The 16,260-nt window shown below is 61.5% G+C and carries 18 protein-coding genes and 1 tRNA gene; 13 read left to right on the top strand and 6 right to left on the bottom strand.

Translation table 11 applies throughout. The annotated features are described in order from the left end of the window. Positions 1-97 precede the first annotated feature (97 nt). Positions 98-1,261 carry an alpha/beta hydrolase gene (locus X728_RS161625; RefSeq protein ID WP_031194797.1) on the top strand — a complete coding sequence of 388 codons (1,164 nt, stop codon included), beginning with the start codon at positions 98-100 and terminating at the stop codon, positions 1,259-1,261. A 22-nt stretch (positions 1,262-1,283) separates the two neighbouring features. Here the strand turns inward: X728_RS161625 and ade are convergent, their stop codons facing one another. Next, positions 1,284-3,095 (bottom strand): adenine deaminase, encoded by a 1,812-nt coding sequence (gene ade / locus X728_RS161630; RefSeq protein ID WP_023830688.1) that lies wholly within the window; start codon positions 3,093-3,095, stop codon positions 1,284-1,286. A 262-nt stretch (positions 3,096-3,357) separates the two neighbouring features. Here ade and X728_RS161635 point away from each other — a divergent pair, with 262 nt between their 5' ends. The 5 genes from X728_RS161635 (at position 3,358) to X728_RS161655 (ending at position 7,653) form a co-directional block, all read left to right on the top strand. After that, the gene (locus tag X728_RS161635) at positions 3,358-4,209 is read left to right on the top strand and encodes an alpha/beta hydrolase (RefSeq protein ID WP_023830687.1); all 852 of its coding nucleotides are present in this window, start codon (positions 3,358-3,360) and stop codon (positions 4,207-4,209) included. A gap of 128 nt (positions 4,210-4,337) precedes the next feature. Next, positions 4,338-5,000, top strand: a complete 663-nt coding sequence (locus X728_RS161640) for an outer membrane protein (protein ID WP_023830686.1) — start codon at positions 4,338-4,340, stop codon at positions 4,998-5,000. 128 nt (positions 5,001-5,128) lie between these two features. Further along, positions 5,129-5,214: transfer RNA gene (locus X728_RS161645), tRNA-Leu, on the top strand. A 1,100-nt stretch (positions 5,215-6,314) separates the two neighbouring features. Continuing rightward, entirely contained in the window at positions 6,315-6,506 is a 192-nt protein-coding gene (locus X728_RS161650) for a hypothetical protein (protein WP_023667524.1), read from the top strand. A gap of 898 nt (positions 6,507-7,404) precedes the next feature. Beyond that, the gene (locus tag X728_RS161655; RefSeq protein WP_023695401.1) at positions 7,405-7,653 is read left to right on the top strand and encodes a hypothetical protein; all 249 of its coding nucleotides are present in this window, start codon (positions 7,405-7,407) and stop codon (positions 7,651-7,653) included. Here X728_RS161655 and X728_RS161660 read toward each other — a convergent pair. Then, the gene (locus X728_RS161660) at positions 7,650-8,513 is read right to left on the bottom strand and encodes an ATP-dependent DNA ligase (protein WP_023805282.1); all 864 of its coding nucleotides are present in this window, start codon (positions 8,511-8,513) and stop codon (positions 7,650-7,652) included. The two genes, X728_RS161655 and X728_RS161660, sit on opposite strands and share 4 nt — an antisense overlap. A gap of 86 nt (positions 8,514-8,599) precedes the next feature. On the opposite strand from X728_RS161660, the gene X728_RS161665 reads away from it, so the two are divergent. Together X728_RS161665 and X728_RS161670 are read left to right on the top strand one after the other, a co-directional pair. Then, positions 8,600-8,821 carry a hypothetical protein gene (locus X728_RS161665; RefSeq protein WP_023681532.1) on the top strand — a complete coding sequence of 74 codons (222 nt, stop codon included), beginning with the start codon at positions 8,600-8,602 and terminating at the stop codon, positions 8,819-8,821. A 723-nt stretch (positions 8,822-9,544) separates the two neighbouring features. After that, positions 9,545-9,733 (top strand): hypothetical protein, encoded by a 189-nt coding sequence (locus X728_RS161670; protein WP_023688348.1) that lies wholly within the window; start codon positions 9,545-9,547, stop codon positions 9,731-9,733. Between the two features lie 277 nt (positions 9,734-10,010). Here X728_RS161670 and X728_RS161675 read toward each other — a convergent pair whose 3' ends face one another. After that, complete coding sequence (locus tag X728_RS161675; protein ID WP_023830684.1) at positions 10,011-10,982, bottom strand: ATP-grasp fold amidoligase family protein; 972 nt, start codon at positions 10,980-10,982, stop codon at positions 10,011-10,013. An 89-nt stretch (positions 10,983-11,071) separates the two neighbouring features. Next, the gene (locus X728_RS161680; RefSeq protein ID WP_023830683.1) at positions 11,072-11,650 is read right to left on the bottom strand and encodes an NUDIX domain-containing protein; all 579 of its coding nucleotides are present in this window, start codon (positions 11,648-11,650) and stop codon (positions 11,072-11,074) included. A 144-nt stretch (positions 11,651-11,794) separates the two neighbouring features. Here X728_RS161680 and X728_RS161685 point away from each other — a divergent pair, with 144 nt between their 5' ends. The 4 genes from X728_RS161685 (at position 11,795) to X728_RS161695 (ending at position 13,847) form a co-directional block, all read left to right on the top strand. After that, positions 11,795-12,892: an NADH:flavin oxidoreductase/NADH oxidase gene (locus tag X728_RS161685; RefSeq protein ID WP_023830682.1), complete on the top strand. Its 1,098-nt coding sequence runs from the start codon at positions 11,795-11,797 to the stop codon at positions 12,890-12,892. Between the two features lie 131 nt (positions 12,893-13,023). Continuing rightward, complete coding sequence (locus X728_RS1000000171295; protein ID WP_245266062.1) at positions 13,024-13,185, top strand: SH3 domain-containing protein; 162 nt, start codon at positions 13,024-13,026, stop codon at positions 13,183-13,185. A gap of 84 nt (positions 13,186-13,269) precedes the next feature. After that, positions 13,270-13,548, top strand: coding sequence for a DUF982 domain-containing protein (locus tag X728_RS161690; RefSeq protein ID WP_032891817.1), 279 nt, complete (start codon positions 13,270-13,272; stop codon positions 13,546-13,548). A gap of 59 nt (positions 13,549-13,607) precedes the next feature. Then, positions 13,608-13,847 carry a DUF2188 domain-containing protein gene (locus X728_RS161695; RefSeq protein WP_023667535.1) on the top strand — a complete coding sequence of 80 codons (240 nt, stop codon included), beginning with the start codon at positions 13,608-13,610 and terminating at the stop codon, positions 13,845-13,847. A 117-nt stretch (positions 13,848-13,964) separates the two neighbouring features. Here the strand turns inward: X728_RS161695 and X728_RS161700 are convergent, their stop codons facing one another. Further along, positions 13,965-14,234, bottom strand: coding sequence for a hypothetical protein (locus X728_RS161700; RefSeq protein ID WP_023830681.1), 270 nt, complete (start codon positions 14,232-14,234; stop codon positions 13,965-13,967). Between the two features lie 65 nt (positions 14,235-14,299). After that, positions 14,300-15,301, bottom strand: a complete 1,002-nt coding sequence (locus X728_RS25020) for an alpha/beta hydrolase (RefSeq protein WP_023830680.1) — start codon at positions 15,299-15,301, stop codon at positions 14,300-14,302. Between the two features lie 174 nt (positions 15,302-15,475). Here X728_RS25020 and X728_RS161705 point away from each other — a divergent pair, with 174 nt between their 5' ends. Then, positions 15,476-16,216, top strand: a complete 741-nt coding sequence (locus X728_RS161705; RefSeq protein ID WP_023830679.1) for a competence/damage-inducible protein A — start codon at positions 15,476-15,478, stop codon at positions 16,214-16,216. Positions 16,217-16,260: the final 44 nt, after the last annotated feature.

Here is a 16,260-nt window from a genome sequence, read left to right as displayed (position 1 = left end):
CGCGAATGCCGCTCGGCCCGATCACTTTCAACTGGACCGGGCCGGTCTCTGCCTCTACGACATTGAAATCGGCGCCAATGCGCCAGCGGGAGCCCGCTTGAACGAGCGATGGAAGACTGTCCTGGTCCTTGCGTTCGCGCTAGCTGCCGCCGGCTGCGCCGGCCCCAACACCCATGACCTGTTGAACGAGACGACGGTTTCGGTGCCTGCCTCCGACATCGCGGCCACCCACGAAATCTTCGTCGCCACCACCCGCAAGCAGGCGACCAAGGACCCACGCCAGGTGTTCGATGGCGATCGCTCGCTGACCACCAGCTACGCCCGCGTCGACGTCACCGTGCCGACGGTCCACCAGGTCGGCGCCATCGAGCGCGCCAAGGGCTCGGCAAATTCGAACCCGGCCAAGCAATTCACCGCCACCGACGTCGTCCACTATGGCGACGCCTCGCAATTCGCCAAGGCCGTCGGTGCCAACATCACCATGAATGGCGACCGCGCGCTGGTCTTCGTCCACGGCTTCAACAACGGCTTCGACGATGGGGTCTACCGGCTGACGCAGATCGCCCACGACACCGAATATCCCGGCACGCCGATCCTGTTTTCGTGGGCTTCGAGCGGCAAGACCACGGGCTATATCTACGACAAGGACAGCGCCAACGCCGCGCGCGACGACCTCGAGGCGACGCTCAGGATGCTCGCCAAGACAAAGGTCAAGAGCATCGACATCATCGCGCATTCGATGGGAACCTGGGTGACGATGGAAGCGCTGCGCCAGCTCGCCATCACCGGCGACCGCGATCTCGACGGCAAGCTCGGCCGTGTCGTCCTGGCATCGCCCGATATCGATGTCGACGTCTTCAAGAAGCAGATGATCCGCTACGGCAAGCCCGACAGGCCGTTCGTCATCCTGCTTTCCGCCGACGACCGTGCTCTGAGACTGTCCAGCCTGCTATCCGGCGACAAGCCGCGCGTCGGCGACTACGGCAACGCCGCCGACATTGCCAGTTACGGCGTCGTTGTGGCCGACCTCAGCCAGATCAAGGGCGGCGACCGCCTGAACCACGCCAAATTCGCCGACAACCCGTTCCTGGTGCAATTGCTCGGCGACCGTCTGCGCGCTCCAGCCGGCCTGGCATCGGACGAACCCACGCAGGGCCAGATCGACAATCTCGGCCGAGGCCTCGGCAAGGCAGTCGGATCCGTCGCCGAGATCATCATCACCACGCCATTCAAGGTGCTGACCATCGCCACCGGCGGATGAGAGCCAAGCACCGGGGCTGATCTCAGATAAACAAACCGACCTTCTGGAACGTCGTCACGTCGATCAGGCCGACATCGGAAATCCTGAGCTCCGGAATGACGACCAGCGCCAGCAGCGAGTGCTGCATGTAGGCGTTGTTGAGCGAGCAGCCCATCTTGCGCATTGCTTCGGTGAGTTTCTCGGCCTTGGCCGCCACGATTTCGGCGCGCTCGTCCGACATCAGCCCGGCGATCGGCATTTCGACAAGCGCCAGTTCCTTGCCCTTTGAAAACAGCACCACGCCGCCACCGACCTCGCCCAGCCGGTTGACGGCCAGCGCCATGTCTTCCTTGTTGGTGCCGACGCAGATGATGTGGTGGGCATCATGTGCGACGCTCGACGCCATGGCGCAGTCGCCCATATAGCCGAAGCCTGAGACGAAGGCATTGGTGACGCCGCCGGTGCCGCGGTGGCGCTCGACCAGCGCGATCTGGCAGATGTCGTTGCGGCGGTCCATGGCGACCAGCCCGTCCTCGACCGGCAGGTCGGCCTCCAGCGCCCGCGTCGGCGCCTGGTTTTCGATCACGCCGATGACCCGCACCCGCACCTCGTTGGCGCCCTTGGGCGCCGCAATGTCGAAGTCGCCTGGCTTCAGCTTCTTGCCGAGCTTGACGGTGTTCTTCGCCGATTTGGGGTAATCATAGGCCGGAATGTCGATCTCGAGCTTGCCGCCCTTGGCCAGCCTGATACCGCGGCCATAGACCTCGTCGATGGTCATGGCGGCAAGATCGGAGACGATCAGCAGATCGGCCAGCCGTCCCGGCGCGATCGAGCCCAGTTCGCGCTCCAGCTTGAAATGCTGGGCGGTATTCAGCGTCGCCATCTGGATCGCCGTCACCGGCTTCAATCCCTGTTGGATGGCGTGGCGCACCACCCGGTCCATATGGCCTTCATGCACCAGCGTGCCGGAATGGCTGTCGTCGGTGCACAGGATGAAGTTGCGCGGGTCGAGACCGCTCTCGGTCACCGCCTTGATCTGCGAGGCAACATCGTACCAGGCCGAGCCCAGCCGCAGCATTGCCTTCATACCCTGGCGCACACGGGCGATTGCGTCCTCGGCGCGTGTGCCTTCATGGTCGTCCTCCGGCCCGCCGGCGACATAGCCATGGAACGGCAGGCCGAGATCGCGCGACGCATAGTGGCCGCCGACCGTCTTGCCCGCTCGCACCGTGGCGGCGATCTCGCCCGACATCACCGGATCGTTGGCCACGACACCGGGAAAATTCATCACTTCGCCGAGCCCGCTGATGTTTTCCCAGGTCATCGCCTCGGTGACATCGGCGACCGTCAGTTCGGCCCCGGCATGCTCCAGACCCGGCGCCGACGGCACGCAGGACGGCATCTGGACGTGCACGTTGATCGGCATGGCGACGGCCTCGTCATGCATCAGCCGCACGCCGGGTAGGCCCAGCACGTTGGCGATCTCATGCGGATCGATGAACATCGAGGTGGTGCCGTGCGGAATGACGGCGCGGCAGAACTCGGTGACCGTCACCATGCCGCTCTCGACATGCATATGCGCGTCGCACAGGCCGGGCACCAGATAGCGGCCGCCGGCGTCGACCACCTTGGTGCCCTGGCCGATGGCATGGCTGGCATTCGGCCCGCAATAGGCGAAGCGGCCGCCGGCAACGGCGATGTCGGTGCCGGCTATGATTTCGCCGGAGTGCACGTTCACCCAGCGGCCGTTGCGAATGACGAGATCGGCAGGCTTGCGCCCCGTCGCGACATCGACCAGATGCGTCGCCATCTCGGTCCAGGGCTTGGGTTTCGTCGCCGACGGCTGCTTCGCCATGAAAGACTCCTGTTTGCCCGACTGTGCCAAGCCGGCAAGGTTTTGGCCAGCGATCACGGACGAAATCCGGTCGATGAGAATTCGCCCGGGCGGATGCGCCGCACCTGCTCACCCCGAGGGCACGCATCAGCGGTGCGGTCATTCAGTTTGGCTTGTGCCGCCACTTATGCTACCATTCTGGCTATGGTGCTGATTTGCGCCGACGACCCGCCGCGAGGCGGGTTTTTGTTGTGATGAGCCCGAAACCTCCTGAGGTGAAGTCATGATCCGGTTCCTGAAAGCATTCGCCTTCGTCACCCTGTTCCTGATCTCGTCCGGCTTTGCATCCGCCGAGGAGCGTTGGCAGACCTTGCCGGAGCCGGCGGCGATGCCCAAACCGGATCAGAGCGGATATGCGCCGGTCAACGGCATTCAGATGTACTATGCCGTTTTCGGCGCCGGTGATCCGATTCTCCTGATCCATGGCGGCCTTGGCCATGGCGACATCTGGGCAAGCCAGGTGGCGACGATGTCCAAGACGCGCATGGTTATCATCGCCGACAGCCGCGGCCATGGCCGTTCTACCCGCACCGAGCAAGCTTACGGCTATGACCTCATGGCGTCGGACTATCTTGCGCTGCTCGACTATCTCAAGATCGACAAGACCGCTCTTGTCGGCTGGAGCGACGGGGGCATTATCGGCATCGACATCGCGCTGCATCATCCGGAGCGGCTGACACGGCTCTTTGCGCAGGCCGCCAACGTCACCACCGATGGCGTCGATCCGGGTGTGCTGACCAACAAGACCTTTGCCGCCTATATCGACCGCTCGGGCCGCGACTACAAGAAACTGTCGAAGACTCCCGACCAGTACGATGCCTTCGTGGCGCAGATCAGCCACATGTGGGAGTCGGAGCCGGCCTGGACCAAGGAACAGCTCGGCAAGATAACCACGCCGACCGCGATCGTTGCCGGCGACCATGACGAGGCGATCAAGCGCGAACACACCGAATACATGGCCTCCGTCATTCCGGGCGCCAAGCTCATCATCCTGCCCAACGCCAGTCATTTCGCCATGCTGCAGGCGCCGGACGAATATAGCCAGGCGGCGCTGGACTTCATTGACGCCAAATAGCGCCCCCAGCTAGAGCACCCAGCACAGCAACGGGTGCATTCCGATTGTTGAACAATGGGTTCCGTTTTGCGGCGAATAGGATTACCTTCCGACAAGGCGCCTTCTGAACCGCCTTTTCGGAGAACTCGATGCGCTGTCTGACGATTGCCAGTGCCGGATTTCTGATTGCTCTGGCCGGGCCGGCGTTCGCCGCCGACCCGATGGCGGTGCCGATGACCGAACCAGGCTTCGACTGGACCGGCTACTATGCCGGCCTGCAGGCCGGCTACGGCTGGGGCCAGTCCGACATATCAGTGACGGAAGGCGCGCCGTTTTCCATCTCGCCCGACATTGACGGCGGTTTCGTCGGGGGCCATGTCGCCGGCCTGTGGCAGTTCGACCAGGCAGTGCTCGGCGCCGAGGCGGAGCTCAATTATTCCGCCGTCGACGGTACGGCCGTATCAGGCCTTGGAAGCACATTCCGCACGGACATCAAGTGGTTCGGATCTGTCGACGCCAAAGCGGGCTTCGCCATGGACCGCGTGCTGGTCTACGGCGTCGGCGGCGTCGCCTTTGCCGGCATCGAAACTTCGCAAGTCGCGGGCGCGTCGTTCGCCGGCACACGCACGAATGTCGGCTGGACCTTGGGCGCCGGCGTCGACTATGCGCTGACCGACAAATTCATCGTCGGCGCGCAATATCGCTATTACGATTTCGGCTCCGAGCACTATGACGTGGCGGAACCCTTCAACGATCGCGATCAGAATGTGAAGCTGAACGCGGTCGGTATCAATCTCAGCTACAAATTCTGAGCCTTCTCGGCGACTGAGATTTTGGCAACAACCAATTGTTTTGAAATCACGAACCACCTTTCATGAGTCCGACACTCGGCAAAAGATGGCTTGACGGGTTTTCGCTGGCGTCTGAAAAGGGCTGGCCTGCGGACGTGGCGGAATTGGTAGACGCAAGGGACTTAAAATCCCTCGATCTCTGATCGTACGGGTTCGATTCCCGTCGTCCGCACCAATTGAAATGCTTAGGATTCGTTCTGTAAGAACTCACTGGCTACCATAGAAAAGGCTGACGCGGGTAGCCGTAGAGCCGGAATACAAAGCCGGGAACTGCCATGCTGGAGTTTTGGTGTTCGGTATTGGCTGCCGTAAGAACAGTGACGGGGCTGACTGCGCAACTGCGCTGAGCCAATCCCGAACTGGAAAGTAGCCCCTTCGGTCGTAAGCTCGGCAGTTGGGGATCTACTGCATCCGAAAAACGACGGTATCCGTGTCGCTGGATTTGCATCGAATGCCGACCAAAACGCCGAGTTCATAGTCATCGACGTGCCACGGTCGGAACGTCGACCACATCGCAGCGATCAAAAGCAATATTACAAGCGTGCTGGTAGCTCTTCATACGCTATGGAGCATGTCGACATCGAGGATGCCTTCCGAAGTACCGGAACTTACAATGAAGGCCGACATGAGAAATACCCGTCGTCCGGCCTTGACGGTCATTATGAGATCAGGATGTGGCCGCAGAACGGGAGCCGGCTGGGGCCGCAGCGGCCTCAACCCGGTGGGCATGCTCCGTCGCGATTTTAAGAAGAGTTGCAGCCGTTTCCTGTGGCGTCCAACCTTGCGCTTCTGACGCAGTCACCAAGGCCGCAAACGCGGCTTCTAATGCGACTTCACAGTTCACCTCACGGTCTGGGCTATCCTCTGGCAATATCGGGGGTTCGACGGATAGGGACATCGTGACTTCTTTCAAAGGGGAAAAACCCGCCGCCCCAGCCTTTTGCCACTCAAACATTTCAGCAAAGGATCATTCCAGCTATCAGCAGCGTGATTAGAACTGACAACGGCACGGCCAGAAGACCGACCAACTCAACATTTCTTGTGTTTTGTCGCTTGTCCATCTTCGTCGCCCGCATGTCGTTGGCTTTGGCATCTTGCCGTCAACGTGCAGCTGTTGGAACCAACCACAAGTGCCGCTGATCGGAGATTCAGTCGGTGCTGCATATTAGCAACACATTGTGGAACGATCGGGCGGCATCAGCCAATTGCTTTTGAATGCCGTTGCACTTGCTTCGTACGATTCCGTACAGTTTCCCCCATTGGGGGAGGCGGCCGATGGACCATGACGAGGAAGGCTACAGCATTGACGCCTTCGATTTCGATGTGGTGTGCGAGACCTTCAGGAGATCCGTTCGGGAGCTGAACCTGGCTGAAGAGCATTGGGTAGACCACGCGAAGGCGCTCCTACGGGAATTCACCGACAGCGCACCTGACGACGACATGATTAGCCGGATCGTCGGGCGCTAGTGGCCTATACAGCCCTAGTTGGTTAGAATCGTACCCCGGTCCTGCCACGGAAACCTTTTCCAAGGTTTGCCGCGTCATAGAGGCATCACAGAAGCTCTCGGAACAGATTGCCCAGCGCGGAGGCCTATTAACTAAAAAAGCTCGCCACCTTGAGGCAACGGGCATCGCCAATGCCCTCAGAGAGCCCTGCCTGGACGTGTGGCGTCCTGTCCGGCCCTCGCCATTGATTTCGTCGGCAAGCTTGTCTTTGGCCTCGTGATAGGTCTTGAAGTTGGCATCGGGATGGCAATCGCCGGCTGCCAAGGATGCCGGGCCGCTGGCCGACCTATCAGTTAGGCGTCCGTAGCCAGAGCGTTATAAAGCAGCAAACACGCCAGGATAGAAACGGCGCTGCCTAGCAGCTGGTCTGCCGTCAGGCCGGAAAAATAGACAAGATGAAACGTCACCATCGCTCTACCAATCACGGTTCGGAACACTGCCGAATTAACCGTTAGCCGACGCTAATGTTCCGCTCTGGACTCACTACCGCTTTGGAAGAATCCTGCCGCAGCGATCAGCGCCCCGCCGACCTTGATCTCAACGTCGGTGCCACAAGGCTTTCCTTCGTTCGCATGGTTCGCGGAGATTAGCACGATCGCATACTCTCATCTCATCCGGCGTCGTCTCCCTCACAAAGCAGCGCCGGTAAGGCTCGGCGACCTTCTTGTTTGTCCCGTGTGCCAAAGGAGGTCGCCGGGCCTGCCGTTGCTCATCTTTGCTGGTGGTTGCTCCTGATGCTGCGCTTGGCGCCGTCGCCCTACTGCTACCTGCGGGGTAAGGCCGGCGAGCCCTCTTGTCAGGCAGTCCGGCATGTAGGATTATAGTCCTCGTTGCGGCGACCCCTCAATGGAGAGCGCCAATGGCCAGAACCAAACCTTCGGAACAACTTTCCCGGGCTGAAATCGAGCGCTTCCTGGCGGCAGCCGAAGCGCTGCACAAGAGCATCGTCGGGCCGCTCCTGGCGTACCACGGCGAGCACTACCAAGCTCTACGTAAGGTCCATGGACCCCTGTTGAAGTCGATCGAGACCATCACCGGCCAGAGGGCGAAGTTCATCCAGTGGAACGGGACAGGACCGGCACAGCCCCGGGACAAGCCTCCGGGCTAAGTCTCCTCCCGGAAATCCAGCAGCTTGGCATGGCGAAGCTTCTCCTCGCCCTTTAGGAACCGCACGCGGCCGACCAGGCCCGGCTTTAGCCATTCGGCCTTGTCACTCTTGAGCCCTTTCGGCGCCGGCCCGCCAATCTTGCCTTGCACGCGGTCCCATAGGCGCTGGCGCTTGTCCGCCTTGAAGGTGACGAAGGCGCCGCCGGCATAGTGGCCTTTGTCGGCCATCAGCACCATGGCAGGCTTGCCGGCCTCGCGCTGCACGCCGATGATGTCCATCTCCTTTTCGGCATAGCACTTGATCTTGCGCCAGTTCGTCGTCGGACCCGACCGATACTTGCTGCCCTTCCGCTTAGAAACGATACCTTCAAGCCCAGCCTGGTCGACCAGATGAAAGACGGCGTCGCCAGTGCCCGGCATCGCTTCGCTGAACTGGATTCGGCCGCCGTCCGGGATCAACGCCCGGAGGATCTCGCGACGGTCTTCCACCGGCGTGTCCCGCAAGTCATGCCCGTTCAGATGCAAGAGGTCGAATGCTGGCAGATACAGATCGCGCGACGGCTTGCGGCTGGTCGCGGCTGATTGATGCGCATGGAAGTCGGATAGGCCAGCCTCATTGATCGTAATGGTCTCGCCGTCGATGATGAAGTCTTTCGCCTCGATCGCTTCCGCCTCACCGGCAAGTTGGATGTAGCGGCCCGTCCAATCATAACCGTTCTTGGTGATCAGCCGAATCCCGTCATCATCCTTGATGACCTGGGTGCGGTAGCCATCGAATTTGATCTCATGAATCCAATCATCGCCCATCGGCGGCGTGTCGACCAGTTCGGGTTCCATGGGCTTGATGAATTTCAGACGCATGCACTGACTCGCAGAACCACGACTTCAATTAGCTATCGCTAAATTAGTTCCGGAACATTTTAGACGAATTGGATGTTTGAAGGGCTATGAAGATCGAAGCCGACCAATGCCGGGCAGCGCTGACGCTCATCCGGCGCACAATGGAAGAGCACTGTCCTCCTGGCGTGCTGCCGAGCGAAGAGATGGTCAATGGGCTCTATGGTCCGGAACTGATCCATGAGGCGGAAGCCATTGCCGCCGGCATCGTCGCAACCATTGACCAGCTGCAATTGCCCGTGATGAAACCGCCGTCCCCTAGTATCAAATAGAGACCGACACAGGGAAGGTCGCTTGGCCGCCCGATGTGGGCTCGCAACGACCGGCGAGGCGATGCCGGCCTCACCAAGGGTTACAGCCCCTCGACCAGCAGCGAAGGCGGCTCGCGGCAGTGCAACGCCCGAAGTGTTTCGAGACGACGATGGCCACCGAGCGTAGCCAGCGCGCGTTGTGCTGCACAAGGACTGAGGCAGCGGCACGGCCGCCCGGGCTACTCCAAAGGCGGCTCTTCGCTCTGTGGAGCCAAAACGGTGATATCCATCCTGGCGATTGTCGATGCGGCGCGCCCCTGGGCGCCAGAATCCGTGTCGCCACTTTCTGCCGCCATTGCCTTGGCGCGATGTCCTACGCTGTCTGCGCTTTTGCCTGGCGCAAATCCTTCGCCCGGTTCTGTCTTTGCGGGTTTCGGTCGAGTTTCAGCTGCCTGCCGATGTTGGTTTCCAATCGCCGAGACCATTGATACCTCCCCTTGATGAGGCCGCGACTGTACCTGTCAAGGCTGTAGCGAGGCTGATCACTTAAGTGGTCGGGTTGCGCCCGCTCGTCGTGGCCCTCCGATCACTGGGCTCTCGATGCCTTGGCGCTCGCGGACGTCTGGCCGGGTGGGAAGTTCAAACTCAGCCGCCCTTTGCGGCACCGGCTTCGCCCGACAATCAGGAACGATTTCGCCCGCCATGTGTTACGCAATCATGAATCTCGCGGATCCCGGATCAACAATGGCAACCGATCTTTTCACGATGCAACTCGCTGATGCTCAGCAGCGCATCAAACAGACCGAGTTCGCGCTGGTACTCAGCGAGAAAATGGTGGCTGAGAACCTCGCTTTATCCAGCAGGATACGATCGGCGAGGCGGCGTGTCCTGAAGGCCGGAAGGCCTCTGGCGACAGTCGACTCAACAAGCTGAAAGAGTTCTTCAAATGATCTCGACCCAGTCGGGACGTGGGAGAGCTTGCCGGTAACCTTAGCGGTAATCGGCCGAGTCGCAGCAGGAAGCGCGCCGAAAACTTGCTCGATGAAGACTGCGGCGTCGCTATGACCGCTACGGCTCAGTTGAGGCAGCACTTCGAAATCACGGCTATTGACCTGCTGAGCTATCAGTTCCCCTCGATCTCTAATCGTATGGGTTCTCCGCACCACCCTTCGCTCTTCGAGCTTCGGGGTGGCAGGCCACCGAGTAGCCGTCAAACGTCGAGATAGCCGGCGGCGACCAGCGTTGCCTTATATCGTTGGGCAAATCGGCTGGGCAAACGACTGAGGTAAGCTGACGCGCCAATATCCCAATGCGCGCCCAGTTCGCGGTCGAAGGCAGCCGGGTCGAATTGCAGCAAGCCGCTGCGTGGGTAGACCGTGAATTCTCCGAAGATCGGCTCCCCCTCCTCCTCGTAGAAATCGACACGCACCATGTCGAACTCGCAGCCGAGCGCCTCGGCTGCCTCGATCATCCGCGCCAGGCTCTTGGGAGGGGGAATTTCCAGGCTCGAGTCGATCGCGCCCTGGACGATGTTCAGCGGGCGCCAATCGCGATCCAGGTGGGCGGTATTCTTGACCGTGGAACGGAAGGCGACGACGACAATGTAGGCGACGTGGCCAGCCAGCACACAGAATTTGTAGTCGACCGGGTCATAATCCTGGTCCTTGCCGACAAGCGCTTCGACGAAAACCCGCCGCTCTATGTGCGCATAGCTGCGCTCCAGCTTGCGGGCGCCATAGGTTTGGCCAAGGTATTCCGTCATCTCGGCAATGATCGCCTCCCGGTCGGCGTTGGCCGGATCGCGAACGATGACATTCATGGCGCAACCGTGGTTGCATTTGACGGCGTAGGGGATTTTCAGGTCATCGAAGGGGATCTGGCGCGGATCGTCGCCCTGCCACAGCACCTCAGGGATGGCGAGCCCGGGAAGCCGCTCCCTGACGATTTCCTTGGACTTGAGCTTGTCGAGAAGACCGGTAAAGCGAGGATCGTCATCGAAAATCTTGCGCCAGTGGATCTTTTCCGTGAACGTCACCGGGGCTGCAAAATTCGGCAGATGCCGCATCCGCTCAAGGAAACGCTGGGTCAACCGGCGGTAGCGGACAAGCAGCGCGGCGTTCAGCAACAGGAGAGATGCCCGCGCGCTGTTTCGCTTCAGCCATGCCTTTGCGCCACGCGCCATTCCGGTGTCCTTGCAACCTGCGCAACTTCATCCGCGAAGTGGACGTGCCACCCTGCCCGCAGCAGTGAGGCACGTCGAGCTTCGCCGAGCTAGCCCTTCATCGGGTACAGTTTCAAATGCTGGATCAGGATGATCGTCTTGGCGTCGATGATGCGGCCGTCTGAAATGCCGGCCAGCGCTTCATCAAGCCGCATTTCCAGAACCTCGATGTCCTCGCCCTCGTCGGCCGCGCCGCCGCCGGCCGAGATGCGGTCGGCGGGTGAATAGCGCGCCACGAAGAACCACAGCCGTTCGGTGACGCTGCCCGGGCTCATATAGGGGGAAAACAGCCGCTCGAAGTTCTGTAGGCGATAGCCGAGCTCTTCCTCGGCCTCCTTGAGGATGGCGGTTTCGGGATCGTTTTTGTCGAGCAGGCCGGCGCAGGCCTCGATCAGCGGTTCGCGGTGGCCGGTGACGTAGGCAGGGTAGCGGAACTGCCGCACCAGAAGCACCGTCTGACGCTCGGGATCGAAAGGCAGGATCACCGCGCCGTCGCCACGATCGTAGGTCTGGCGAATCTGCGTCTCCCACTGCCCGTCGCGCCGACGGTAATCGAGAACGGTCTTCTTCAGGACCGCCCAGTCGTCGGACAGGACTTCCTCCGAGCGGATGCGGATACGATCTTCCATGATGAGCTCCAAGCTGTCGGCGCCATGGCGTAACCGCGAACGGTTTTGCGCGCAACCGAAACGGCGAAGCTTTCACCGCCACGTGTCTGGCGCCGGCAACTGCCATCGCCTAAATAGCTGCAGTCCCTCTCCGGAGTTTTTTTGATGACCGCAGCGCTTTTCCAGCCGATCGCCCTCGATGGCCTGACCTTTCCGAATCGTATCGCGGTTGCGCCGATGTGCCAGTATTCCGCCGAAGATGGCTCGGCCAGCGACTGGCATCTCTATCACTGGATGAACCTGGCGATGTCGGGCGCCGGCATGGTCACCGTCGAGATGACCGACGTCGAACGGCGCGGCCGCATCACCCATGGCTGCCTCGGCCTCTATTCCGACGACAACGAGGCGGCCGCCCGGCGCACGCTGGATGCAGCAAGGCGCGTCGCCGCGCCGGAAACGAAATTCGGCATTCAACTTGCCCATGCCGGCCGCAAGGCCTCCAACCGAAAGCCCTGGGAAGGCGGCGGCCCATTGCAGCCGGGCGAGGATCCCTGGCAGACCGTCTCGGCCTCGGCCATCGCCTATGACACCGGCTGGAATGTGCCGAATGCGCTGGAGGAGGATGAAATCCTGCAGCTTATCGAGCGCTTCACTCAAGCCGCGAGGCGGGCCGAGCGCGCCGGCTTCGACTTCCTCGAGTTGCACGCCGCGCACGGCTATCTGATCTTTCAGTTCCTGTCGCCGCTTTCCAACCAGCGCACCGACCGCTGGGGCGGCTCGCTGGAAAACCGCATGCGTTTCCTCATCGAGATCGCCAAATCGGTGAGGAAGGCAGTTCCAAACCTGATGCTTGGCGCCCGCCTGTCGGTAAAGGACTGGGTCGATGGCGGCTTCGAGGTCGACGAGGCGATCGAGGTGGCCAAAGCCTTGAAGGCGCTTAATGTTGCCTATATCTGCTGTTCGAGCGGCGGCAATTCGCCGTTGCAGAAGCTGCCGACCGGCGCCGGCTATCAGGTGCATCTGGCCGAAGCGGTGCGCAAGGGCGCCGGCATCCCGACACGGGCTGTCGGCCTGATCGACGATCCCTCGCAGGCAGAGGCGATCGTCGCCGACGGCCGCGCCGACATAGTCGCGCTGGCCCGCGCCTTCCTCGCCGATCCGCGCTGGGGCTGGCGCGCCGCCGCCACCTTCAGCGAGAAAATCCATCCCGCGCCACAGCTCGCCCGCTCGGTGACGACGATGCAGCATTGGATGAGGGGCTGAACAGGCTGCGCCGACGGTGGTTGCGCTGTCGTTCGCCGCGTCGTCTCCGGTCGGCGCGCAATATTGCGAACGCACGGTGCACGGCCTGTCCCTGGCACTACGATCTCGATACCGGCAGCGGGTTTCTCGCCGTGCGCGCACGGCCGAACTCGTCGTTGCGCATGATCGGGCAATTGTTCAACGGCGACCACACGGAGATTTTCGACCGCCGGGGCAACTGGTACCAGGTCGAAATCGGCGGACGGACCGGCTGGGCCAACGCCCACTGGCTGCGCAACGACTGCGGTTACTGAGACCAACGATTGCGGTTGGTGAGACGTTTGGGCGCAGGCTGACGGCCACTTTTGCAACCATATTGGCTGCTTTGCGTTGCGGCCATCATGGATAATAAACCTTTTGAAACCCCGGTCGTGGTCGAACTCGGCCATGTCGGCAAATATCGCCAGATCCGCAGCACCCAGGAAGCGGCGGAGTGTCTGATGACGGTGTGGCCGCTCAATCGCGGCCCGCGCCATCGTGATGCTCTCGACACTTGCCTCAAAGTGCTGGAAGGTTATCGTTCGACGGCCGATGCACGCAGGGCTTTGATCGAAGCGGCCAAGGAATCGGAAGTGCTGGTTCCCGAAGACCGGCTGCCAGACGCCAAATTGCATTGAAGCGCAGATGGCATTGAAAAACGGGCCGCATTGAGCGGACGGACGAACCGGAGGATTTCATGGCGAAGCTGACTTACAAGATCGTCGAGCACGACGGGGGCTGGGCCTACAAGGTCGGTTCGACATTCTCGGAGACATTCCCGACCCACCAAGATGCGCTGCGCGCCGCCGAGATCGCCTCGGCCGAACAGCAGATCGCCGGCGCCACGGACGGCATCCAGTATGAGGATGCCGAAGGCAAGTGGCACGACGAACTGGCCGACGGCCGCGACCGGCCGCAGACTGAAGTTTCCGACTGATCCTTGCCCCTCAGCTTTCGCTGCCGGCCGTGGATGCTCGCCTAAGCAATTCCCTGGGGAATTGCGTCAAAACAAACAGGCGGGACATCCTGCCGGTCAGTCGAAGCCGCGGCTTGATCACTTGCCGCAATATTGATCGTTCACGTTGGGCCTCACATTTCCGTAGGGTCCTGACGGGTCGGAGGCGCACGGCCCCGTAGCGCCATAGCCTTGGCTGCCGTCGGCATTGATGCTGCCGGTGGTGCTCTGGTCGACGGTCGATGACTGCTCGTTGCCGAACGGCCACCAGCTGTGATCGTTGGAATACGTGCCGTGCGATGACTGCGCCATCGCCGATGTGGCAAGACCGATCGTCAGCACGGATGCTGCAAAAACTTTCCTGTACATTGAATTACTCCGTATCTGCCGCCTTGGGTGCGACACGGGGTAAAACCGGATATCAGCCGAATGGTTCAGTGAAATTGTTGTGAGGCTGTGGTGAGGTCTTGGCCGGCGAATGTCCGCTCGGCAATGCGCTTGATGAAGGTGATGACGCGGTCCGGCTCGTCGAATTGCGGCATGTGGCCGAGGCCTTCGACCGTCTCGAAATCGAGCCCTTCGATCCTGTCCTTCATCGGCTCCCCATGTATGCGCATGGCGATGACGCGATCGGCTGTCCCGAAGAAAATCCCGGCCGGCATGGCGATCTCTCCATAGCGCTCTTCGATGCGGCCAAGATCCTCTTCGACCGCCACGAAATCGGTGGAGGTCGCATGGAAATGGACAGGCCTCAGCCCGAGCCATCCGCCGCCATTGATCATGTAGTCGGCGGGAACGGCCTGCGGCGAGAAGATGAACTCCAGTGTCTGCCGCGCATATCTGAGGCTTGTCGGTATCGCGACGGTGTAGGCCATGATCCAGCGCCAAAGCCGCGAACGGATATAGAGCAGGCCCGCTTTCTCGCGGACGCCGGCTTCCAGATGGGTCAGCGGCGCCAGCAAGGCGATGCCGGAAATCGCGCCGGGATGCTCCAAGGCCAGGGTCAGCGCGACGGCGCCCCCCAGCGAGTGCCCGACCACGAGCGGCCTTTCCAGCCCGAGTGTTTCGATGAAGCGCCTGATGATCTCGGCCTGTTCAGGCAGACGGCCGGTGGCTCCTCGCGCGCGAACAGAATAGCCCGATCCCGGCCGGTCGAGTGCAATGAGGCGGTAGCCAGGGCCAAAGCGCTCAAACAGCGTGTGGCGAAACTGGTGAAGCTGCGCGCCAAGTCCGTGCACGAACAGGATCGGCCGTCCCTCGCCCGTTTCGACATAATGGATGCGGCTGCCGTCGATCTCGACGAAGTTTCCGCTGGCCGGCACCAGCCTTTCGGCCTTGGCGGCAATCCAGAGCGTAGCGGCCACCAGGCAGGCCACGATGACGAGAGCCAGCACGGACAGGCCGGCGACAAGCCACAGCAGAATCGATACCAGCATGTTTCACCTGGGGAGCGGACCGGCGCGCACCATCACCCACTGACGAACGCTCGGCAAGGCAGATGGCGGCTTGTGTCGGCATTGCCGCCAGTTCGATGTCGCGCTATCTCAGGCGACCTTCTTTCTGCCTCAGGCGACCTTGTCTGCCAACGGGCCTGTTTGCCGGAGCCTTCCATGCCTGAAATCGTCACTGCCGCCATGCTTGTCATCGGCGACGAGATTCTGTCCGGCCGCACCAAGGATAAAAATATCGGCCACCTCGCCGATATCATGACGGCTATCGGCATCGACCTGAAGGAAGTGCGGATCGTTCCCGACGAGGAGGACGAGATTGTCGCTGCGGTGAATGCCGTACGCGCCCGCTACACCTATGTCTTCACCACCGGCGGCATCGGCCCAACGCATGACGACATCACCGCCGATTCCATTTCCAAGGCTTTTGGGGTGCCCTGCGAATACGACGCCAAGGCCTATGCCATGCTGGGCGAGAGCTATGCCGCGCGCGGCATCGAATACACCGAGGCCCGCAAGCGCATGGCGCGCATGCCGCGCGGCGCCCACCATATCGACAATCCGGTCTCCGTCGCGCCCGGCTTTCGCATCGGCAACGTCCATGTCATGGCCGGCGTGCCGGCGATTTTCCAGGCCATGCTCGACAATGTCGTGCCGACGCTGAGGGCCGGCACCAAGATGCTGTCGGCCACCGTCCATTGCCCGTTCGGCGAAGGCCTGATCGGCGGTCCCCTGGGCGACATCCAGAAGGCGCATCCCGACACCATCATCGGCTCCTATCCGAAATATGGCGACGGCAAATTCTGGACGGAGCTGGTGGTCCGCGCCCGCAGCCAGGAGGCGCTGGATTCGGCACGCAAGGACGTCGAGGCGATGGTGGCCGGCTTCACCGCCGCCAATTGACCCTGGGTTCGCGGACCATCGCCGGGCCGGAACCAAGCACCGCA

The organism is Mesorhizobium sp. L103C119B0 (assembly GCF_000502235.1).
GTDB lineage: Bacteria > Pseudomonadota > Alphaproteobacteria > Rhizobiales > Rhizobiaceae > Mesorhizobium.
This window is presented reverse-complemented; position numbering and strand designations above follow the sequence as displayed.